This is a genomic window from Kitasatospora sp. NPDC057904, assembly GCF_042887925.1.
In the GTDB taxonomy this organism is placed as follows: Bacteria; Actinomycetota; Actinomycetes; order Streptomycetales; family Streptomycetaceae; genus Kitasatospora.
On the sequence record NZ_JBHVOL010000008.1, the window covers coordinates 379,651 to 400,502 of the forward strand.

The 20,852-nt window shown below is 74.5% G+C and carries 15 protein-coding genes and 1 tRNA gene; 4 read left to right on the forward strand and 12 right to left on the reverse strand.

The genetic code is table 11. The annotated features are described in order from the left end of the window. Positions 1–10: 10 nt before the first annotated feature. From ACFVSN_RS22705 to ACFVSN_RS22745, 9 genes are all read right to left on the reverse strand, one after another. Positions 11–244, reverse strand: coding sequence for an acyl carrier protein (locus tag ACFVSN_RS22705; protein WP_380499147.1), 234 nt, complete (start codon positions 242–244; stop codon positions 11–13). After that, positions 241–1,080 (reverse strand): hypothetical protein, encoded by an 840-nt coding sequence (locus ACFVSN_RS22710; RefSeq protein ID WP_380445493.1) that lies wholly within the window; start codon positions 1,078–1,080, stop codon positions 241–243. The genes ACFVSN_RS22705 and ACFVSN_RS22710 overlap by 4 nt, the downstream gene beginning before the upstream one ends. Beyond that, complete coding sequence (locus tag ACFVSN_RS22715; protein ID WP_380445492.1) at positions 1,077–1,949, reverse strand: diiron oxygenase; 873 nt, start codon at positions 1,947–1,949, stop codon at positions 1,077–1,079. Before ACFVSN_RS22715 ends, ACFVSN_RS22710 begins: the two co-directional genes overlap by 4 nt. A gap of 136 nt (positions 1,950–2,085) precedes the next feature. Continuing rightward, entirely contained in the window at positions 2,086–4,050 is a 1,965-nt protein-coding gene (gene ngcE, locus ACFVSN_RS22720; protein WP_387956454.1) for an N-acetylglucosamine/diacetylchitobiose ABC transporter substrate-binding protein, read from the reverse strand. A gap of 256 nt (positions 4,051–4,306) precedes the next feature. After that, on the reverse strand, positions 4,307–5,338 hold the full coding sequence (locus tag ACFVSN_RS22725) for a LuxR family transcriptional regulator (protein WP_380445490.1): 1,032 nt from the start codon (positions 5,336–5,338) through the stop codon (positions 4,307–4,309). A 12-nt stretch (positions 5,339–5,350) separates the two neighbouring features. Continuing rightward, positions 5,351–6,640, reverse strand: coding sequence for an MFS transporter (locus tag ACFVSN_RS22730; protein WP_387601669.1), 1,290 nt, complete (start codon positions 6,638–6,640; stop codon positions 5,351–5,353). After that, positions 6,637–8,397 carry a condensation domain-containing protein gene (locus ACFVSN_RS22735; RefSeq protein WP_387956455.1) on the reverse strand — a complete coding sequence of 587 codons (1,761 nt, stop codon included), beginning with the start codon at positions 8,395–8,397 and terminating at the stop codon, positions 6,637–6,639. Before ACFVSN_RS22735 ends, ACFVSN_RS22730 begins: the two co-directional genes overlap by 4 nt. 325 nt (positions 8,398–8,722) lie before the next feature. Then, entirely contained in the window at positions 8,723–12,259 is a 3,537-nt protein-coding gene (locus ACFVSN_RS22740; protein WP_387601663.1) for a BTAD domain-containing putative transcriptional regulator, read from the reverse strand. 199 nt (positions 12,260–12,458) lie between these two features. Beyond that, positions 12,459–12,543: transfer RNA gene (locus ACFVSN_RS22745), tRNA-Leu, on the reverse strand. Positions 12,544–12,834: 291 nt separating this feature from the next. Between ACFVSN_RS22745 and ACFVSN_RS22750 the strand changes: the two genes are divergently transcribed. The 3 genes from ACFVSN_RS22750 to ACFVSN_RS22760 all read left to right on the forward strand — a co-directional run bounded on the left by ACFVSN_RS22750 (position 12,835) and on the right by ACFVSN_RS22760 (position 15,951). Further along, positions 12,835–14,166, forward strand: coding sequence for a M20/M25/M40 family metallo-hydrolase (locus tag ACFVSN_RS22750; RefSeq protein WP_387956456.1), 1,332 nt, complete (start codon positions 12,835–12,837; stop codon positions 14,164–14,166). Positions 14,167–14,530: 364 nt separating this feature from the next. Then, complete coding sequence (locus ACFVSN_RS22755; RefSeq protein ID WP_380445485.1) at positions 14,531–14,773, forward strand: chaplin; 243 nt, start codon at positions 14,531–14,533, stop codon at positions 14,771–14,773. A gap of 335 nt (positions 14,774–15,108) precedes the next feature. Further along, positions 15,109–15,951 (forward strand): chaplin family protein, encoded by an 843-nt coding sequence (locus ACFVSN_RS22760; protein WP_387956457.1) that lies wholly within the window; start codon positions 15,109–15,111, stop codon positions 15,949–15,951. A 225-nt stretch (positions 15,952–16,176) separates the two neighbouring features. Here the strand turns inward: ACFVSN_RS22760 and ACFVSN_RS22765 are convergent, their stop codons facing one another. Next, positions 16,177–16,386: a DUF5703 family protein gene (locus ACFVSN_RS22765; protein ID WP_359972350.1), complete on the reverse strand. Its 210-nt coding sequence runs from the start codon at positions 16,384–16,386 to the stop codon at positions 16,177–16,179. Positions 16,387–16,771: 385 nt separating this feature from the next. Here ACFVSN_RS22765 and ACFVSN_RS22770 point away from each other — a divergent pair, with 385 nt between their 5' ends. Continuing rightward, positions 16,772–17,377: a hypothetical protein gene (locus ACFVSN_RS22770; protein WP_359972352.1), complete on the forward strand. Its 606-nt coding sequence runs from the start codon at positions 16,772–16,774 to the stop codon at positions 17,375–17,377. A gap of 88 nt (positions 17,378–17,465) precedes the next feature. On the opposite strand, the gene ACFVSN_RS22775 is transcribed toward ACFVSN_RS22770, so the two are convergent. Beyond that, on the reverse strand, positions 17,466–19,679 hold the full coding sequence (locus ACFVSN_RS22775; protein ID WP_387956458.1) for a helix-hairpin-helix domain-containing protein: 2,214 nt from the start codon (positions 19,677–19,679) through the stop codon (positions 17,466–17,468). A gap of 46 nt (positions 19,680–19,725) precedes the next feature. Continuing rightward, the gene (locus ACFVSN_RS22780; RefSeq protein WP_387956459.1) at positions 19,726–20,706 is read right to left on the reverse strand and encodes an aldo/keto reductase; all 981 of its coding nucleotides are present in this window, start codon (positions 20,704–20,706) and stop codon (positions 19,726–19,728) included. Positions 20,707–20,852 lie beyond the last annotated feature (146 nt).

The window sequence follows — 20,852 nt, forward strand, 5'->3', positions numbered from 1 at the left end:
CTCCTCGGGCTCAGGCGAAGAACGCCTTCTGGATGGTGGCGAGGGACTGGAAGTCCTCGATGTCGATGGTGTCGAAGTCGATCTCGATGCCGGCCGCGTCCTCGATGGTGTAGACGAGCTCGACGAAGGCGAGCGAGTCGACCAGGCGGCTCTCGATGATGTTGACGTCGGGGGCGAGTTCGGTGCGGCCGGGGTGGCGGCCGAGGATCCAGTCGCGGACCTTGTCGATGCCGGTGGCGCTCATGCCGGTTCCTTTCGAGCGGTGCGGACGGTTTCGGCGGCCTGGTCGAGGTCGCCGTGGAAGTGGTCGGTGAGGACCGCGATCCAGCGTTCGAGGCCGAAGGCGGTGCAGGAGGTGTAGGCGTGTTCGCCGGTGGTGAGGGTGATGTCGCAGCGTTCGCCGAAGAAGTTGCGGTGGGTGTTGACGGAGGCGATGGCGAGGTCGCCGTACTGGAATTCGTGTTTGACGGGGTTGAGCTTCTGGAGGAGGGCGCGGGCGCCGTCGTTCTGGAAGAAGGGGTCGCTCGCGGGGGCCTTGCCGAGGTCGAGGCCGAGGGCGGCGGCGAAGGCGAGGATGCGGTCGGTGAAGTGGTGCAGGACCTGCTGGGTGTGCTCGTGGGTGCCGATGGCGACGATCTCGCGCATCTGGAAGGAGGCGAGGCGGCGCAGGCCGTCGTAGTGGTCCTCGCTGCGGAAGCAGCGGTTGACGAGGGTGACGAGGGTGTCGTCGGGGACGGTGGTGCCCTCGTAGTAGAGGTAGGCGCCGTAGCAGGTGGCGTGGGGCAGGCCGTAGCGGGCGTCGGCGAGGGCGTCGGGGGTGAAGCGTCCGCCGGCGGGCTTGCGGGGTTCGCCGGTGAGGTCGAGGGGGGCGGCGGTCCAGGCGAGGTGGGGGAAGTTGGTGTAGACGTCGAACTTCTCGAGGTCGGTGACCGGGTAGAGCGGGGGCGGGGTGATGGGTTGGGCGCCGGCGGCCCGGGCCCAGGTGGTGAAGGTCTGGTCGAGTTCCTGGAGCAGGCGGGTGGCGGGCGGTCCGAGGATGGCGAGGGCGGGTTGCCCGTCGTGGCCGGTGAGGCGGTTCATCGGATGAGTCCCGTCTTTTCCAGGTACTTGGCGGTCTTGCGGAAGGTGCGTCGTTCGGCTTCGGCGCGGGCGGGGGATTCCAGGAGCTGTCGGCGGACCTCGTGGGGCTTGTCGAGGCCGGCGTCGCGGTAGACCTGGGGGTGGTAGAGGGATTCGAAGCTGTGGGTGAGGTAGCGGCGCAGGTAGGTGGAAATGTCGTCGAGCTGCTGTTCGGTGGCGTCCTGCTTGAGGTCCTGGTAGAGGAGGTCGACGAGTTCGCGGCCGAAGGCGATGTGGCGGGATTCGTCCTGGTGGTGGATGCGGTTGATGGCGCGGATGGTGTCGTGGAGGCGCTCGTCGGTGGCCATGGTGGCGTTGTAGTGGTCGACGAGTTCTTCGAAGATGAGGATGCGGGTGAAGACGAGGAGGCTTTCGGTCTTCGTGCCGTGGGTGGGGGTTTCGGTGCCGGCGGCGGGCTGGCGGTAGATCTTCTTGCCGTAGCGCAGGCAGAACTCGGCGAAGAACCACATGTGTTCGTTCTCTTCGCCGATGAAGTGGTGGAAGAACTCGGAGGGCGTCTCGAATCCGGCGGTGTGGATGCGGTTGACGACCTCGGTGAGGAGTTCGCGGATGCCGTGGACGTTGAGGCTGTAGAAGTTGATGCTCTCGTGCTTGGAGAGGGTGTGGAGCTGTTCGGGGGTGAGCCGTTCGGCGAGCTCGGTGCCGTGGGTGGTGGTGAGTTCGGGGCTCATCCACCAGGTGTTCTCGGGGAGCCGGTCCGGCCATTCGAAGAGCCGGTAGGGGTTGTAGTAGTCGTCGATCGACTTGACGGTGAGGCGGTCCATGATTTCCTGGAACCGGCCGTTCCGCTCGATCACATCGCTGACCATGGGCGATGTCTCCGTTCGCCTCGGGGGCTTTGTGGTGTGCCTCCAGGCTATGGATTGGTGCAGACCTTCCTCAACGCCCGGAACCGGCTGCCGAATTAGGTCAGCGACCGGATCCCCGAGAGGGGGAGCGGACGGCTCAGGGGTGCCGGTACTTCGTGACGGAACCGTCCTGGGCGGTCCGGTCCGCCGCCTGCTGGATCAGCCGGACGGCCTCGGCGGGCTTCAGCCGGCCGGTCGTCAGTTCGCCGATGTAGCCGGCGATCACCTCGCGGTTGAGGTCCTGGTACCAGTCCGTGCGGGGCGCGACGATGTGCTCGCCCGCGGCCTTGAGCAGGTCGCGGGCTGAGGCGAGGCCGGGCGGCAGTTCGAGGTCGTCCGCGGCCTCGCCGACCACCGTCAGCGAGGACACCCGGCGGGTGAACTCCCGTGCCGACGTGCGGCCGAGCAGGACGCGCAGCAGCTCCTGGCCGCCCTGCGGGTTGCGGGCGGCCCGCGGGACGACGAACGCGCTGCCGGCCGCCGCCCAGATGGTCCCGAACGGCATCCGGTCGGTGTCGCCGAGCCCGGGGGGCGGGGCCACGGCCATGTCGAAGCCGGGCGGCGTGGTGTCCTTGGCCTCGTTCTCCACCCAGGAGCCGTTCGGGATGAACAGCGCCTTCCCGGCCGTCCACGCGGTCTGCGCCTGGAGGTGGTCGAGGTCCGCGGTGCCCGCCAGCAGGTGTCCGCGGACGGCGAGTTCGTGGTACGCCTCGAAGGCCTGCCGGACGGCGTCGTGGTGCCAGGCGTTCGGCTCCAGGTTGTCGATGGCCCGCAGCACCTCGGGGCCGCCGATCTTGGCGATGAACGGGTACAGGGTCCACTGCAGGTAGAACGGGTACTTGCCGGGGAACGTCCAGCCCGCGATGCCCTCGCGCTTGGCCTCCTCGCACAGCGCGAGCATCTCGTCCCAGGTCCGCGGGTACTCCCAACCGTGCTTCGCCAGCGTCGACTCGGAGTACCAGAGGCCGAACACCGTGTACGCGTGGTTGAGCGCCCAGACCTCCTCCCCGCCGAACCGGCCCTTGGCGATCGCCGCCGGGATCAGCGTGTCGGCGACGGTCCGGCCGGGATCGTCGTAGGCCGGTGCGGCCAGCAGCGGCCGCAGGTCGGTCAGCCGGCCCGCGGCGGCCAGTTCGGCGGTGGCCACCGAGGCCGGGCCGGTGTTGTCCACGAGGTCCGGCGGGCTCCCGTCGGCGAGGCGCGGCTCCAGCAGCGGCCGGATCTCGGCGGCGGCGGTGTGCGCGACCTCCGCGTGCGGGAACGCCGTGCGGTAGCGCTCCTCGGCGTCCCGGACGTAGCCGTCGCCGAAGCCGCCGTCGAAGACCAGCACGTCCAGCGGCGCCGCCGGGTCCACGCCGAGCGGGTTCGAGCCGAGCGGGTCCGCGCGCCCGGTCAGGGCCCCGGAGGCCGACCGGGACTGCGCGAGCAGCCAGGCGTAGACCTCGGGGTCGTCGTACGTCCTGGTCCACGAGTCGTGCCCGGTGTCCGGGTACCGGGTGAAGCGGACGGGGTTGCCCGCCTCCCGCAGCGCGGCCACGATCTTCTCGGTGTGCGAGACCGGGATGTTGCGGTCCTCGGCGCCGTGGAAGGTCCACACCGGCAGGTGGGCGATCCGCGGCGCGGCCTCCGGCAGCCAGGAGCCGCAGATCGGCACCGCGGCCGCGAACCGGCCCGGGTAGCGGGCGGTGAGCGCCCACGTCCCGGTGCCGCCCATGCTGAGCCCGGTGACGTACAGCCGGTCCGGATCCACGCGGTGGGCGTCGGCCACCTCCCGGACCAGGGCGGCCAGCGCGCTCAGTTCGGCCGCCCAGGTGCTGTACGAGGGACACTGCGGCGCGACCACGACGAACGGCAGGTCCGCGCCGGCCTCGATCCGCTTGAGCGGGCCGTGCGCGGCGATGCTGGCCAGGTCCTCGCCGCGCTCCGAGGCGCCGTGCAGGAACAGCAGCAGCGGCCAGGGCTCGGCCGCGTCGGCGTAGCCGTCCGGCAGCGACAGGACGTACGGCAGGTCGTTGCCGCCGTCGTCGCTCGCGAACAGGTGGTGCTGAAGGGCGGTGGACATCGGTTTCCTTTCATCGGAGGGTCGTCCGGTTGTCGCGGGGCCGGGACCGGCCCGAGCGGGAGGGCGTCCCGCTCGGGCCGGTCACCGCGCCCGCGGCTCGGGCCGGGCAGCGGACGGTTCCCGCTCGGAGGAGCGGGGCCGGGTGTGGTGCGGAGAGGGTCGGTGGTGGGTCCCGCTGCCCGCCCGCCGGGTGCCGGTGCCGGGGGGCGCAGCACGGTGGACCCACCCGGCCGGGGCACCGGCGCGGCCCGTCGGCTCAGGCGGCGTTCCTCGGCGTCGGGCCGACCAGCCCGGTCCGGGCCGCCAGCACGCCGGCCTGGAACCGGCTGGTGGCGGAGAGGTCCTGCATGATCGCGGCCAGGTGGCGGCGGAAGGTGCGGTCCGACATCGCCACCCGCCGGGCGATCACGTCGTCCTTGGCACCGGAGGCCAGCAGTTCGAGGATGGTCGCCTTCACCTCCTCGATCGTCCCGGCGTAGCCGCCGGCCGCGGAGTCGAACTCGAAGGCCGAGGCCCAGTAGCGTTCGTGCAGCCCGCCGAGGAAGGCCGCCACCGCCCCGTCGTACACGACGGCGATCGCGTCGCCCTCGCCGGCCGGGATGAACGCGACCTGCCGGTCGAACACCAGGAAGCGGTCGTGCACCTCCTTGGTGGTGCGGGCCTGCCCGCCGACCGCCATCAGCGCGCCGATGTGGGCCCGCGTCCCGGCGTCGCCGCGGGCGGTGTGCGGGTAGAGCACCCGGGCCCGGACGCCGCGTTGCAGCGCCTCCAGCACGAGCGGCCGGGCCAGTCGCAGCTCGGCCGTCTCCTGCGCCACGCAGGGCTGCATGACCAGCAACTCCTCGGTGCAGCGCTGGGCCGCGTCGAGGAGCCGAAGCCGGAGCTCCTGCGGGTCGTCGGTGATCACCACGCTCTCCGTGCGGGTCTTGGCCTGCTTGTCGAACGCGGCCGCGAACGAGCGCAGTTGGCCCTTGAAGCCGGCGAGCCGGCGCCGCTGGTCGTGGATCGCCCGCTCCAGCGGCACCAGGAGCTCGACCTGGGCGGTGTCCGGGCTGACCGCGACCAGCAGGCTCCCGCCGTCCTCGGCCGGCCGCACCAGGCGCAGTTCGCGCAGTTCGTCGAGCGCCCGCAGGACCCTGGGGAACGGGAGGCCGAGTTCGGCGGCGATCCCGGCGGGGGTGAAGTGCGGTCGGCCGAGGGCCCGTTCGTAGAGCCAGACCACGAACTGGTCCGGCTCGCCGGGGTGTCTCGCGGAGTCCTGCCGTACGGTCGGTGCCGCGTGTGCCATGATCGCCTCCACTCAGTCCTCGTCCGGTCGTCCGCCGCCCGGTTCGGCGGCGCGCAGCCTGCGGACGGCCGGTGCCGCGAGCAGGACGGCACTGCAGGCCAGCCCGACGCCGAAGGACGCGAACATCAGCGTCCGCTCCCCGGTCAGGCGGGCGATCGGCCCGGCCAGCGCGCGGCCGAGGGCCATCGACAGCAGCGAGCCGGCCACGTCGTACGCGTAGACCCGGTTGAGCAGGTCGCCCGGGATCTGCGTCTGGACGGTGGTCGCCCACAGGACCGACCACAGCGCCAGACCGGCCCCGGCGAGGCCCCAGCCGACGCACAGCACGACCACGTCGGGCCGGACCGCCGCCGTCAGCGGGTACAGCGCGAACAGCACCCACCCGATCGTGCCGAAGGCGAGCGGCCGCGCCGGGCGCAGCCGCATCGCCACGGCGCCGCCGACCAGCCCGCCGACGCCCATGGCGGCCAGGCCGGTGCCGAGCACCGTGGAGCCGTGGGCGGCGACGACGAGGTCCGTGCCGACCGGCAGCGAGAGGCCGGCCACGAAGCACCCGTACAGCAGGAAGACCGAGATGACGCCCCACAGCCACGAGCGGGCCCGGAACTCCTGCCAGCCCTCGACCAGTTGGCGCAGGAACGACTCCCCGGCCGGCTCGCCCGCGCGCGGCGGCAGCCGCAGCGCGAACAGGCAGGCGGCGCTGATCCCGTACGTGGTGGCGTAGATGGCGAACACCACGGCCGGCCCGGAGAAGCTGACGAGCACCCCGGCCAGGGCGGGCCCGGCCACCCCGGCCAGCGACTCGGCGATCCGCAGCGCGCCGTTGGCCCGCTGGACGTCCTGCGCGACCTGCGGGACGAGTCCGGCCACCCCGGGCTGGAACAGCGCGGTGGCCAGGCCGCTCGCGAACTGCAGCGCGACGATGGCGGCCAGCGACGGCGTGCCGAGGGCGAACGCGACGGCGAGCGCGCCCTGGATGCCCAGGCGCACGAGGTCGGCGAGGACCATCATCCGGCGGGGGGTGAACCGGTCGGCGAGCACACCGCCGAACAGCACGCCCATGGCGAGCGCCGCCATCCAGGCGCCCAGCGCGTAGCCGACCCCGGCGGTGCCGTAGCCGCTGTCCAGGACGCCGACGGACAGCGCCACGGGCAGCATCGCGTCGCCGAGCAGCGAGCCGGTGCGGGCGCCGAAGTAGCGGCGGAAGTTGGCGGACCACAGGGCGGCGCCGGGAGCACCGGCGTCCTCGGCACCCGTGGCGGTGGGACTCGCCTCGTCGGCGCTGGTGTCGGTGGCGCTCACGTCAGGTCGCCTTCCGCGGGGCGGCCGGAGGAGTCGGACAGCACCGGGAGCCCGGCCCAGGCCCGCGGGTCGTCGGCGCGGGCCGGCTCGGGGGCGCCGTCGTGCACCACGTAGCGGTGCGGGGTGATGGCGCCGACCCGCCCGGGGAGCGCGGCCAGCGCGCGCCGCTGGACGTCGCGCGGGTCGGCCGGCCCGGGGAGGTGGCACACCAGCCGGTGGCCGAGGTCGTCGTCCGGTTCGGCGGTGACGAGGTGCGGCGTGCCGGCCAGCACCTCGGCGAGCAGCGTCCGGACGGCGGCGAGCTCCACCCAGGAGCGGTCGCTGAGGTACCAGCCGGGGCCGCGCTCGACCGGCGCGAGCGTGGTGAGCGAGGGCAGTTCCTTGAGCGCCACGTCCTCCTCGGCGGCGGCCGCGAACAGGCGCAGCAGGGCGCGCCCGAACTCCTCGGCCTCGGCGTCGGCCAGGGTCTGCGGGTCGAGCCACAGGGTCAGCTCGAACTCCCCGGTGAGCCGGTACAGGCAGGCGAAGAAGCGGCAGGGCACGTCCTCGGGGGGCACCCACCCGACGCTGCCGCCGAGCCCCGGTTCCGGGACGGCGGGCTCCTGGTGGCCGGGGATCCACACGCCGGGCAGCCGGCCGCGCGCGGACTCGTCGGGGGAGCCGGCGGCGGCGGCCAGCGCGCTCATGTCGTTGAAGACGAGGTCGCGGGCGAAGGAGATGCCGCGTTCGGTGCTCGCCGCCTCGATGGCCCGCCAGACCGCCGTCGGGTCGAACCAGCTGTGCCGGTACGCGGGCAGCCCGGCCGCCCGCACCTGTCGGACGACGTCGTCGAAGCCGGTCGGCCCGTCGAGGTCGAGCGGCAGCAGCGCGTCCTGCGCGAGCGATCCGAAGAAGCCGCGCAGCTTGGGGACGACGCGGTTGCCGGAGAGCGAGGTCACCGCGACGGTCCCGTGCCCGGCGCGGTGGCCGACGAGCACCGCGAGGGCCGCGAGCACCACCGTGGACGCGCTGGCGCCGGTCCGTTCGGCGACGGCCGCCAGCTGGGCGGGGGCGGCCGTGGAGCGGACGGCGAGGCCGGGGTGCAGCCAGTCGGTCTTGGCCGGGGTGCCGGTGGGCGGCGGGAACACGGCCTGCGGCACCCGGCCGATCTGGGCGCCCCAGTACTGCACGGCGCCCGCGCCGATCCGCTGGACGGACGCCGAGCGCTCCAGCCCGACGACGTCGACGGGCTCCAGCGCGGGCGGCTCCGGCAGCTCGCGGCCGGCGCACAGCGCGGCCCACTCGGCGTGCAGCACCTCGCACGCGGCGACGTCCATGGCGGCGTGGGTGACCACCCAGACGAGCTGTCTCGGGACGCCCTCCGCCGTCACCACGGCGACGCGGAAGGGGAGTTCGGACTCCAGGTCGAAGGGGCGGGCGCGCAGCCGGCGGGCGGTGCGCTCGGCCGTCCCCAGGGGGTCGCCGTCCGACTCGACCAGCTCGACCACCAGCGTGCCGCAGGCGGCGACCCGCTGGGTGGGCGGGGTGGTGAGGACGTACGTGGTGCGCAGCGACTCGTGGCGCTCCAGCAGGGTGCGCAGCTGGGCGGCGATCCGGTCCGGGCCGCCGTCGGCGGGGACGCCGAAGACCATGGCCAGGTTCAGGCGCGTGGGGTCGTCGTCGATGCTGATCGCACGGACGATGTTGGCGTGACCGAACGAGAGGGGGCCCGACCGTGCGGGGCGGGCACCGGCGAAGTCGACCGTGAGCTGTGGCAACGTGTCACCTCATGGATCGCGGCGGTCGTGTGGGGGGTTCTGGATCACGGTACGGAGGGCGGCTGTTGGACCGGCTGTAGTCGCACCAGAGGGGGTGCGGCCGGAACTTCCGGTCGGCGGGGGCCGCGTACGGGGGCTGAGCTCGGCGATCCGGCGGGCGGGCGGGTGGCGGCCGGGCGACCGGAAGAAGTGGCCGCAACTTCCGGAGCAGTTGTTCCGGGGGCAACGGTCCGCCCGCGCGGTCTGTTCGCGTGGTCCGTCCGTGCGGTCCGCCCGCCCGGTCCGTCCGCGCCGCCGTCCCCGGCCGTGAGGGCTCGGCCGTGACTCAGAGGACGGCTCCGGTCCCCGTCTCCTCGCAGATCCGCTCCGCCGCGCGCCGGTGCGCGAGCGCCTCCTCCGGCGCGCCGAGCGCCGCGTGCGCGTGCCCGAGCACGTGGTGGCTGCGCGCCTCGCCGGGCCGGTGGCCGGTCTCCCGGTGCAGCGCGAGCGCCTCCGCGGCCAGGTCCGCGCCGGTGCGCGGGTCGCCCAGCAGGACGCGGACGTGGGCGAGCACGTCGAGCGCGCAGGCCTCCAGCAGCCGGAACTCCGACTCGCGGGCCAGGCCGAGCGCCTGCTGGGCGGTGAGCAGGGCGAACTGCCGCTCACCGAGCCGACGTTGGACGGTCGCCAGGCCGACGAGCGCGGACACCTGCGGGAAGCGGTCGTCCACCACCTCGGCGAGGTGCAGCGCCTGCCGGTAGCTGTCGGCGGCCTCGGGCAGCCGCTCGGCCCGCTCCAGCGCGATCGCGAGGACGAAGGCGGCGTTCGCCTCCAGCCGGCGGTTGCCGAGCGCCCGCGCGGTCGCGAGGGCGGTCTCGGCGAGCCGGTGGCCGGTGCGGTGGTCGCCGAGGTCGGAGTGGGCGCGGGAGAGGCAGCTCAGGGCGACGGTCTCGCTGGTCCGGTTGCCGGTGGCCTCGTGGACGGCCAGTGCGGCGCCGGCCACCCGGATCGCCTCCCGGGAGCGGCCCATGGCGCGGTGGGCGATGCCGAGGTTGGTGTGGGCGATCGCCTCCCCGCGGACGGAGCCGAGGTCGCGGTAGAGCCGGGCGGCGCGGGTGAAGTGGTCGGCGGCCTCGGGCAGGCGGCCGAGCTTCCAGCAGATCAGGCCGAGGTCGGTGAGGTCGTCGGCGGTGCCCGCGCCGCCCGCGCGTTCGGTGAGCTCGCGGGCCCGGGAGAGGTAGTCGGAGGCCAGGCGCATGCTGCCGTTCTCCTGGTGGGCGGCGCCGATCCGGCGCAGCGCCATCGCCTGGCCGGCCGGCCACTCGGCGCGCCCGGCGAGGTCGAGGGCCTTGCCGAAGAGGGTGACGGCGAGCGCGTTGTTGCCGAGGGTCCAGTGGCAGTCGGCGCGCTGCAACTGCGCGGTGGCCTGGGCGCGGAGCCGGCCGTCGGTGACGGCGGCGGCGAGCCCCGCGGTGGCGACGCGCAGCCGCTGGATGGTGTACATGCCCCGGGAGAGGTAGCCGTGCAGGCTCTCGGCGAGGCGCCAGGCGACGGTGGGGAAGCCGGAGTGGGCCGCGTGCAGGACGGCGCCGACCAGGCTGTCCCGTTCGGCGTCCAGCCACGCGGCCGCCTGGGCGCGGTCCGGGACGAGCGTGGCGGCGGCCGGTCCGGGGCCGGCCGCGGGCCTGGTCGGGTCGAGCAGCCGGGCCGCGGCCTCGGCGTGGCGCAGGTACCACTCGAAGAGCCGTTCGCGGGCGCCGTGCACCTCGTCGCCGACGACGAGTTCGCGGGCGTAGGAGCGCAGCAGGTCGTGCAGCCCGAACCGGCCGGGGGAGCGCTCCTGCACGAGGTGGGCGTCGGTCAGCCGGTGCATGAGCAGGGCGGACTCGGCGGAGGTCGTGTCGGCGAGGGCGGCGGCGCCGTGGACGGTGACGTCCGCTCCGGGCATCAGGCTGAGCAGCCGGAACATCCGCCGGGCCGGTTCGGGCAGGGCACGGTGGGAGAGGTCGAACGCGGCCTTGACGGTCGCGTGCCGGTCGCCCTCGACGCGCAGCCGGCTGAGCAGGTCGTCGCCCGCGAGCTCGGTGCAGTACACGGCGATGCCGGTGTTGCGGGCGTGCAGGTTGGCGGCGGCGATCCTGATCGCGAGCGGAAGCCCGCCGCACAGCTGGACCAGCGCCCGCGCGGCCTCCTCCTCGGCGGCGACCCGCTCGGCGCCGGCGGTGTGGGCGAGCAGCCGCAGGGCGTCGTCCGGGCCGAGCACGTCGAGGGCCAGCTGCCGGGCGCCGTCGCTGACGACCAGCCCGGCCATCCGGGTGCGGCTGGTGATGACGACGCCGCAGCCCTGCGCGCCGGGGATGAGCGGCCGGACCTGCTCGGGGTCGCGGGCGTTGTCCAGCACGATCAGCATCCGCTTGTCGGCGAGCAGCGTGCGGTACGTCGCGACGGCCTCGTCCTCGTCGGCGGGCATCCGGTCGGGCGGCACGCCGAGGGCGCGGAGGAACTGGGCCAGGACGTCGCCGGGGCGCAGCGCGGGCACGGGGGAGTGGCCGCGCAGGTCGACGAACAGCTGCCCGTCCGGGAAGTGGTCGCGCCGCGCGTGCGCCCAGTGCATCGCGAGCGCCGTCTTGCCGACGCCCGGCGCGCCCACCACGGCGACGACCTTCTGCCGGACGGCCGGGTTCGTGGCCACCAGGCCGTCCAGTTCCCGGAGTTGGCGGCGGCGGCCGACGTACGCCCCGGCCTCGGCGGGGAGTTGGGCCGGCCGGACGGCGGGGGCCGGGCCCGGTGCCGCAGGGGTCCACGGTTCGTCCGTGCCGGTGCGCCGTGCGCGGGGCAGTTGCTGGCGCAGCACCCGCAGGTGCGCCTCGCGCAGTTCCTCGCTGGGGGCGATGCCGAGTTCCTCGTCCAGCCGGTCGCGGAAGCGGGTGAACACCTTGAGCGCGGCGGCCTGTTCGCCGCAGCTGGCGAGGGTGAGGACGAGCCGGGCGTGCAGGCCCTCGTGCAGCGGCTCCTCCCGCACCATCTCCCACAGCCGGCGCACGGCGTCCTCGGGGCGGCCGAGCCGGAGCGCGGCGTCGGCGTGCAGCAGGACGGCCTCGGTCCGCTGCTCGTTGGCGGCGACGGCGGCGGGGTGGTTGCGCAAGGCCGGGTCGGCGTCGGCGAGCACGGGCCCGCGCCACCACTCCAGGGCGCAGGTGAGGGACTCGTACGCGAGGACGGGGTCCGCCGCGGCGAGCGCGCGTTTGGCGCGGGCGAGGAGTTCGTCGAAGTGCCCGAGGTCGCGCTGGCTCCAGGCGGCCTCCAGCAGGTAGCCGGTGGGGGTGCGGGCGACGGCGGGCTTCGCGCCGGCCCTGGGCGCGGCGGGTTCGAGCAGTTGGCGGACCTGGCTGACGTACGTGTGGACGAGGCTCTGCCGCGAGCCGGGCGGGCCAGCGGGCCAGAGCGTCTCGGCGATCTCCTGCTGGGTGGCCGGCTCGGGGTGCTTGAGCGCGAGCAGTCCGAGCAGGCGGCGCTGCATCGGGCTGGTGACCGCGAGCGGGGTCCGGTCGCGCTGCACGACGAGCGGGCCGAGGATCAGGAACCGCAGCCGGCCGGTGTTCCTGGCCGGCCGCGCGCGGGCGGCGGTCAGCAGCCGGTCGACGTCGGCGCCGCTCAACCCGAGGGCCGTGGCCAGCCGCTGGAGCGTTCCGGCCTGCGGCCGGTTGACCCGGTCGCGCTCGATGTCGCGCAGCGCCCGGGCACTGATCGAGGCACGGGCGGCCGCGTCCTCCTGGCTGAGCCCCGCCCGCCGCCGGTGCCCCTGCACCTGCGCGCCGAGCGTCTCGCCCCCCGTCTCCGGACCGTCCCAAGGGAGCCCCGGCGCCGCGTCCCGTCCCCCCATGGCCTCCCCCTCGTCCGCCCGCCCCGGGGCCCTCCCGGGCCGACGGCCAGTGTGGACTAGACCATTCCGTTGGGCAAGGGTGTCCATGTCATGTCCGCAACCCCCACCCGCCCCACGGCTCCCCGGAAACGGCTGGGAAACGGCCCCGGAAAACGCGAAATCCCCCCGGTGCTCTCGCGAGCCCCGAGGGGATGTTCCGTGTCCGAGGGGGGACTTGAACCCCCACGCCCGATAAAGGGCACTAGCACCTCAAGCTAGCGCGTCTGCCATTCCGCCACCCGGACCGGGTGTTGTCCTTGCGGCTTCCGTCTTTCCGTCGGCCGCGCTGACAGATGTAACTGTAGCAAAGATCGGCTTGCGTTCCCAAAACGGTTCCGCGCGGGGGAGCGGGGGCGGTGACACGGGCAAGGGACGGCGTGTGGCGGGGGCGTGACCAGGGGGTTTCGGGCGCGTGCGGGGGGTGGATCCCGATGGGGGCCTGCGGGAGGATGGGCGGACGTGCTCGTACGGCCCGGGTGCAGATCCCGGGGGTGGCGCGCTGGTGCGCCGGTGCGGGCCAGAGACGAGGAGTGACCGTGAGCGAGCGGAGCGAGTCGGCGACGCCGAGGGTGACGGCTGAGTCGGAGGTCGCCGGGATCTGTCGCGATCTGATCCGGATCGACACCAGCAACTACGGGGACGGCTCCGGGCCGGGCGAGCGGAAGGCCGCCGAGTACGTGGCCGAGCAGCTCGCCGAGTTCGGCGTCGAACCGCAGATCTTCGAATCGGCCAAGGGGCGGGCCTCGACCGTCGTCCGGATCGAGGGCGAGGACCGGTCCCGCCCGGGCCTGCTGATCCACGGCCACACCGACGTCGTCCCGGCGAACGCCGCCGACTGGACGTACGACCCGTTCGGCGGCGAGATCGCGGACGGCTGCGTGTGGGGCCGCGGCGCGGTCGACATGAAGGACATGGACGCGATGACCCTCGCCGTCGTCCGCGACCGGCTGCGCACCGGCCGCAAGCCCCCGCGCGACCTGGTGCTGGCCTTCGTCGCGGACGAGGAGGCCGGCGGCACGTACGGCGCGCGGTTCCTGGTGGACAAGCACCCGGAGCTGTTCGAGGGCGTGACCGAGGGCATCGGCGAGGTCGGCGGCTTCTCCTTCACGGTCAACGACCAGGTGCGCCTCTACCTGGTGGAGACGGCCGAGAAGGGCATGCACTGGATGCGCCTGACGGTCGAGGGCCGCGCCGGGCACGGCTCGATGGAGAACGACGACAACGCCATCACCGAGCTGTGCGAGGCCGTCGCCCGGCTGGGCCGGCACACGTTCCCGCTGCGGATCACCAAGACCGTCCGGGCCTTCCTGGACGAGCTGTCCGACGCCCTCGGGGTCGAGCTGGACCCGGAGAACATGGACGAGACGCTGCGGGTGCTCGGCGGCATCGCCAAGATGATCGGCACCACGCTGCGCAACACCGCCCAGCCGACCATGCTCGGCGCCGGCTACAAGGTGAACGTCATCCCCGGCCAGGCCTCCGCGCACGTGGACGGGCGCTTCCTGCCCGGCTACGAGGAGGAGTTCCTGTCCGAGCTGGACAGCGTCCTCGGCCCGCGCGTGAAGCGCGAGAGCCTGCACTCGGACAAGGCGATCGAGACGAGCTTCGACGGCGCGCTCGTCGAGGCGATGCAGACGGCGCTGCGCGCGGAGGACCCGATCGCCCGCGCGGTGCCGTACTGCCTGTCGGGCGGGACGGACGCCAAGTCGTTCCAGGACCTCGGGATCCGCTGCTTCGGCTTCGCGCCGCTCCAGCTGCCGCCGGAGCTGGACTTCGCCGGGATGTTCCACGGCGTGGACGAGCGCGTGCCGGTGGACGGGCTGAAGTTCGGCGTGCGCGTGCTGGACCGGTTCATCGACGCCTGCTGAGTCGGGCCCGCCGAGTCGGGCCCGCCGAGTCGGGCCTGCCGAGCCGGGCCCGCCGAGCCGGGCCCGCCGAGCCGGGCCCGCCGAGCCGGGCCTGCCGAGCCGGCGTCCGAGTCGGCGTCCGAGTCGGGACGGCCCGCCCCCGGGGTTCCGGGGGCGGGCCGTCCGCATTGTCGGAGCTAATGATTTGGGACGCGGTCGGGGAGATCGACAGAAACGATCCTGCTTGGAATTCGGCGGTGGTCATGTGTGCGAGTCCTCACCGTTGCGGGTGAATGGCAAATCTGTTCCGTACCCCGTTTGCCACACCGTCGTTCATCCCTGTGCAGCCCGCCGAACGGGTTGCGATGCCAAAACAGGAGGAATGATGAAGGTCAAGAAGATCGCCGCCGTCGCCGCTGCCACCGGTGGGCTGGTCCTCGCCGCCGCCGGTGTCGCGTCCGCCCACGGCGGTGCGGCGGCCGAGGGTGCTGCGGTCGCCTCGCCGGGTGTGGTCTCCGGCAACCTGGTGCAGGTCCCGGTTCACGTCCCGGTCAACGTCTGCGGCAACACCGTCAGCGTGATCGGCGTTCTGAACCCGACGTTCGGCAACCACTGCGCCAACTTCTAAGGCTCAGAAGCTCGGCCCCCGGCGGCGGGACTCCCCGCCGCCGGGGGTTCTTGCGTTTCTGAGGCGGGCCAGGGTGGCGGCGGGTCGGGGCGCCCGGATACGGCGAACGGACGCGTCCACTCGATCGGGTGAAGCTGATGCGTTCGGCCCAACCTCGCCGTGACTGTCTCGTTTACTCCTGTGCAGTCGAAGACCTTGCGGGATATCTGGATATTCGGAAAGTCCGACTTTCGGACGTTCGGAAGGTCGTCACGTCGTTTCGATACGTCATACGGATACGTCATACGTCAGGGGAATACATGAGGAATGTAGCCAAGAAGGGGATCCTCACGGCCGTGGCCACGGGCAGTGTCCTGGCCTCGACCGCCGGCTACGCCTACGCGGGCGCCGAGGCGCAGGGGGGTGCCGCGGGTTCGCCGGGCGTGGCCTCGGGCAACTCGGTGCAGGTGCCGGTCGAGGTGCCGATCAACGCCTGCGGCAACACCGTCGACGTGGTCGGCGCGCTCAACCCGTCCTACGGCAACCACTGCGCCAACGTGAGCGGCCACCAGGGCGGCGGGGGCGGTCAGGGCGGCGGCAAGAGCGACAACGGCGGTGCCACCCGCGGCTCCTCCGCCTCGGGCGCCTCGGCGTCCGGCACCGCGACCGACTCGCCCGGCGTGGCCTCCGGCAACAGCGTCCAGGCCCCGGTGCACATCCCGGTCAACGCCTGCGGCAACTCGGTGAACGTCGTCGGCGTCGGCAACCCGGCCTTCGGCAACGCCTGCGGCAACGTCGCGCCGCCGGCTCCCCGGCCGACCGACGACTGCCCCGAGAGCCACGCTCCCACCCCGCCGTCCGGCGCCCCGTCCACCACCCCGCCGCAGGGCGGCGGTGAGACTTCGCCGGGCAGCGGCCGCACCGGCGGCTCGTCCACCGGCAGCACCCCGGCCGCCTCCACCCCGGCCGTCGGGTCGGCCGCGGGCGGCAACAGCGGTGGCGGCAGCGGCGGACCGGGCAGCGGTGCCGTCCCGGCCGCGGCCCACACGAGCGGCGTGGCCACCACGGCCGCCGCCGCCACCGGCAGCCAGCTGGCGTCGACCGGCGCGGGCGACGTCGAGCTGCTCGGCGCGGCCGGCCTCGCGCTGCTGCTCGGCGGTGGCGTGCTCTACCGCCGGGCCCGCGCCGGCGCCCGCTGAGGCGCTCCGGGCACGGAACGACGCGCGCCCGCGGCCTCCGGGAGGACCGGACGGCCGCGGGCGCGTGGACGCCGGGCGCGAACCGTGCCGTGAATCGAGTCCTGAGCCGTGCCGCGAGCGGTGTGCGCTGAGTGGTGTGCCCTGAGCGGTGTGCGCCGAGCGGTGCGGTGCGCCGTGTGGTCGGCCGCCCCGTACCGGCCGTCCGGTGCGGGGCGGCCCCGCCCGTCACCAGTTGCGGACCTGCCGGATGATCCGCCGCCGCAGCCGGACCGTCCGGCTCCCGTCCGGGAAGAGCCGTAGCCGGTCGAGCTCCCAGTGTCCGTACTCGGCGTGCTCGGTGAGCAGTTGGCGTGCCGCGTTCCGCGAGGTGCCGCGCGGCATGCGCAGGGACTGGTACTCGTACTCCGGCTGCCGGACCGTCTTCGGTGGGGTCAAAACGCTCCTCCTGAGGTTCGCCTGCCTGCAAGCCTACGGCCTGGCTCCGACAGCGGGCCCGGGTATTTCCGGTCGACCTCCCGCCGGCCGGCCCGGTCCCGGAGGCCGCCGGCGGGCCGCCCGGGGGGCGCTGGACGGCCGCCCGGCCACCCCCTCCGCTGACTGTGCATCAGTTCCGTTTCTCCTGTGGACGGGATACCCCGATCCCGGCGCGCGAAGCCGTCCGTGAACGGCCGAGGCGAGCCGTCCGCACTCCTCGTGCGCCGGGTTCACGCGGGGACGAAAGCGAGCAGATCGGACATCAGGGGGGAAGTTGCGGTGAAATCGCGGGTGTAGGTGACAACCGCTGTGCGTACCGACACCGCGGGGAGATAGCGTCTGCACCATGTCTGATGCCGCGCAGCCCACCATTGCCGAGGTACGCGCCGCCGCCGAGGCGGTCAAGGCCGCCATCGACCGTCATCTGGAAGCGGTGTCAAGCCCCAGCGCAGCGGATGATCCCGCTGTGTCCGCCGCCTACGAGCAGCTCGCGACGGCGGCCATCGCCTACGACCAACTCCTGTACGAGGTCTACGACGAGGTCACCCCCTTCGAGGTCCCCGGGGACGAGGGCCCCGGGGGCTACCACGGCCCCGAACAGCCCGAGGCGATCAGCGTGCTGATCCGCCGCGACTACCACGTCGTCGACCCCAAGCGGCTGCGCGCCCAGGCCGAGCGGCTCGACGAGTCGCTCACCCCGGGCGGGGGCGGCGAGGGCGGCGTGAACGCCGCGATCGGTGTGCTGTTCGGCGAGTACGAGCCGGACGAGATCGCGGCCCGCAGCGAGGAGTTCGGCCTGGAGGAGGCCGACTCGACGCTCTGGGTCGCGGCGGCCGAGCCGACCGAGCCGGGGGAGTGGCTGCCGGAGCCCTTCGACCACGCCGACCCGCAGCTGCTCATCTGCCGGTTCGACGTGAGCGAGGTCTACGACGACGAGGACCTCGACGACTGACGCGGCCAGGACGTGCGAGCGGGCGGCCCCCACGGCGTGGGAGCCGCCCGCTCTCTTCCGTTCCCGTCCCCGTTCTCCGGGCCGGGCCTCAGTACTCCGCGGCGGCGTTCTCCGCGAGGATCGCCCGCAGCCGGGTGGTGCGCGGTTGCGCCGGGCTCTCGGCGACGGCCTGGGCGAGCGCCGGGCCCGCCGCGTGCACCACGGACAGGTGGCGCTCGCCGCGCCCGAAGGCGGTGTAGACCCACTGCCGGGTCAGCGCCGGGCCGGCGTCCTCCGGCAGCACGACCACCGCGCCGGGCCAGCGTCGGCCGAGCGCCTGGTGGACGGTGAGCGCCCAGCCGTGCCGCAGCCGTGCCGCGTCCGCGGGCGGAACCGTCCGGCGGGTGCCGTCCGCGTACTCCAGGTGCAGCCCGGCGGCGTCGCCGTCGAGCACCCGGGCCGGGCGGGTGATGCCCGGAGCGGGCGACTCGACCACCCGGTCGCCCGGGTCGAAGCCGCCGAACCGGCCGGGGCCGGGGTTGAGCCGGGCCTTGGCGGCGGCGTTGAGCGCCCGCGTGCCGCCCGGGCCGCCGTGGCCGGGGGTGAGCAGGACGACCTCCTCGGCCGGGATGCCGAGGGCACGCGGGATCGAGTCGGTGAGCAGCTGGACGGCGCGGTGGACCGCCTCGGCGCCGTCCCTGGCGGTCAGGATGACCACCTCCTTGTCCGGCGCCTCGACCGGCTGCAGCTCGCCGATGCCGATGCCCGAGACCAGCTCGCCGATCGGGCCGAAGTCCGGGGTGCGGGAGGCGACCGCCGGACAGACCTTGGCGGCCAGCAGGTCGGCGAAGAACCGCCCGGGGCCGGCCGACCAGAGCTGGCCGGGGTCGCCGCTGAGCACCAGCCGGGTGCCGTCGGCGAGCGACTCCAGGACGGTGGCGGCGAGTTCGACGTCCAGCAGCGGGGCGTCGAGGACGACCAGGAGGTCCAGGGCGAGCGTGCCGTCGGACGAGCGGCCGGGGCCGCCGGTGCCGGAGAGCAGCTCGGCGAGCGTGACGACCCGGGCGTCGGGCCCGGCGAGGGCGGCGAAGGCGGCGCGGCCCTGGTCGGTCCAGGTGGCGGCCCAGGCGCGTAGCCCGAGGCCGGCGGCGGTGGTGAGCAGCGCGGCCGGTTCGGCACGGGCGGCGTCGCCGCCGGTGTGCAGGACGAGGGCGCTGTCGGCGACGGCCCGGACGAGCGCCGTCGCGGACGAGGACGGCGCGGCCTCGGCGGCGGCGGCCCACGCCGTCGGGCCGGGGGCGTGGGCGGGGGCCTCGGCCGGCGCGGCGGCCTCGGCGGCCTCGGCTGGCTCAGCGGGCGCGGCGGAGTCCTGAGCGCCCTCGTCATGGGACCCGTCGGTCTCGGAAGCGGCAGCCTCGTCCTCCGAGCCGCCCTCATCCTCCGGCGCCGCGGCGACGTCCTCGGCATCGTCGGGGTCCTCGCCCGGCACGAACGTGGCCATCAGCTGGAGCAGGCCCTCCGCGAGGCTGTCCTCCGCCATCGCCAGCCGCTCCAGCGCGAGCAGCGTCCGGGTCGGCGGCTCGTCGTCCTCGTCGCCCGATCCGTGCGCCTCGGGCCCGGTCACCTCCTCCTGGAAGGGCAGCACCCGCCCGTCCTCGACGGCGGCCTGGATCGCGGCGGCCGGCTCCGGCATGCGGAGGCGTTCGAGCCCGGCCGCGACCTCGGCGAGTTCCAGGGCGGAGTGCCCGCGCAGCACGGCCTGTTCCAGCAGCCACAGCACGAGGGCCTGGGCGCGCCGGGCGTCGCCCGCTTCGGCGTCGGGGCCGAGCAACGCGCGGGCGAAGCGGTCCGCGTGCTCCGGGCGGACGCCGGGCAGGCCGAGCACGGCCCACGGGTCCGCCCGCAGCCGCTCGGCGGCGTCGTCGCCGAACTCGGCGACGGCGGCGGCCGCGAGCTCGGCGGGAGCGCCGCCCGCGGTGAGGACCTCGGCGGTGGCGCGCAGGGCGTCGGCCGGCTGCTCGCCGCCGCCGTCGGCGCGCGCGGACGACGCGGCGGCGGCCGACGGGGCAGCCGGGCCGGAGCCCGCGGCAGGCTGCGGCACGGCGGCGGAACCACCCGCCGGAGCACCTGCCGGAGCGGCCGCCGAAGCGGGCGCCGCCGCCTGCGGCCCGACGCTGCGGATCCGCTGCGCCAGCTCGGCGATCGCCGCGGCCTTGTCGGCCGGACCCGCCGGACCCGCCGGACTCACCGGACCCGCCGGACTCACCGGACCCGCCGGACCCGCCGAGCCGGCCTCCGGAGCGCCGTTCTCCGTGTCACTCATCGTCCGCTCCAAAGGTCACTCCACTGCGTGTGTTGCTCGACAGGGGTCAGACCTCGGTCCACCCCTGGTCCGGGTAGCGGTGCACCGGGGACGAGATGTCGTCCAGCGCGCCGCGGATCTCACCCGGAAGCGTAAGCGCCTCCACCGACAGCGCCGCCTGCAGCTGTGCCGCCGTCCGCGCCCCGACCAGCGCGCTCGCCACCCCGGGCCGGTCCCGCACCCATGCGAGGGCGACCGCGAGCGGGCTGCTGGCGAGCCCGTCCGCGGCGGTCGCGACGGCGTCGACGATCCGCCGCGAGCGCTCCCCGAGGTAGGGCTGGACGAAGCCGGTCAGGTAGGGCGAGGCGCCGCGCGAGTCCTGCGGGACGCCGTGCCGGTACTTGCCGGTGAGCACCCCGCGGCCGAGCGGCGACGAGGCGAGCAGCCCGACCCCGGCGTCCAGGGCGGCGGGCAGCGCCTCGCGCTCGATGCCGCGCTGGAGGAGCGAGTACTCCAGCTGCGCCCCGGCGAGCGGGGTCCGTCCGTGGTGCGCGCTCTGCCAGGTGGCGGCCCTGGCGAGCTGCCAGCCGCTGTAGTCGCAGACCCCGGCGTACCGGGCGCGCCCGGAGTTGACGGCGATGTCGAGAGCGCTGAGCGTCTCCTCGGCGGGCGTGCCGGGGTCGAACGCGTGCACCTGCCACAGGTCGACGTAGTCGGTGCCGAGCCGGCGCAGCGAGGCGTCGAGGGCGGCGAGGAGGTGGCCGCGCGAGCAGTCGAAGCGGCGGCGGGACTCCGGGACGCTGCCGGCCTTGGTGGCGATGACGAGTTCGGAGCGGGGGACGAGGCTGTCGGTGAGGCGGGAGAGGAGGTACTCGGCGCCGCCGTCGGCGTACACGTCGGCGGTGTCGACCAGGTTGCCGCCGGCGTCGACGAACTCCTTGAGCTGCTCGCCGGCCTCGTGCTCGTCGGTGTCGCGGCCCCAGGTCATGGTGCCGAGGCCGAGCCGGGAGACCTGAAGGCCGGTACGGCCGAGGTGACGATGTTCCATCCGACGGGCCCTCCACTCGGCGGGCCCGGGGCGCCCCCGATGGCCCTGTGAACGCGCAGGTGGGAACGGGACTCCCCACGTCGGCTGAGCGTAGCGGCCGGTGCACGGACAGGTGCGCAGACCCGCAGGACGATCAACGCCGGGCG

Bases quoted from the DNA above. Each gene is read 5' to 3' on its own strand.
- ACFVSN_RS22705 (WP_380499147.1), bottom strand. From the start codon at position 244: ATGAGCGCCACCGGCATCGACAAGGTCCGCGACTGGATCCTCGGCCGC.
- ACFVSN_RS22710 (WP_380445493.1), bottom strand. From the start codon at position 1,080: ATGAACCGCCTCACCGGCCACGACGGGCAACCCGCCCTCGCCATCCTC.
- ACFVSN_RS22715 (WP_380445492.1), bottom strand. From the start codon at position 1,949: ATGGTCAGCGATGTGATCGAGCGGAACGGCCGGTTCCAGGAAATCATG.
- ngcE (WP_387956454.1), bottom strand. From the start codon at position 4,050: ATGTCCACCGCCCTTCAGCACCACCTGTTCGCGAGCGACGACGGCGGC.
- ACFVSN_RS22725 (WP_380445490.1), bottom strand. From the start codon at position 5,338: ATGGCACACGCGGCACCGACCGTACGGCAGGACTCCGCGAGACACCCC.
- ACFVSN_RS22740 (WP_387601663.1), bottom strand. From the start codon at position 12,259: ATGGGGGGACGGGACGCGGCGCCGGGGCTCCCTTGGGACGGTCCGGAG.
- ACFVSN_RS22755 (WP_380445485.1), top strand. From the start codon at position 14,531: ATGAAGGTCAAGAAGATCGCCGCCGTCGCCGCTGCCACCGGTGGGCTG.
- ACFVSN_RS22770 (WP_359972352.1), top strand. From the start codon at position 16,772: ATGTCTGATGCCGCGCAGCCCACCATTGCCGAGGTACGCGCCGCCGCC.
- ACFVSN_RS22775 (WP_387956458.1), bottom strand. From the start codon at position 19,679: ATGAGTGACACGGAGAACGGCGCTCCGGAGGCCGGCTCGGCGGGTCCG.
- ACFVSN_RS22780 (WP_387956459.1), bottom strand. From the start codon at position 20,706: ATGGAACATCGTCACCTCGGCCGTACCGGCCTTCAGGTCTCCCGGCTC.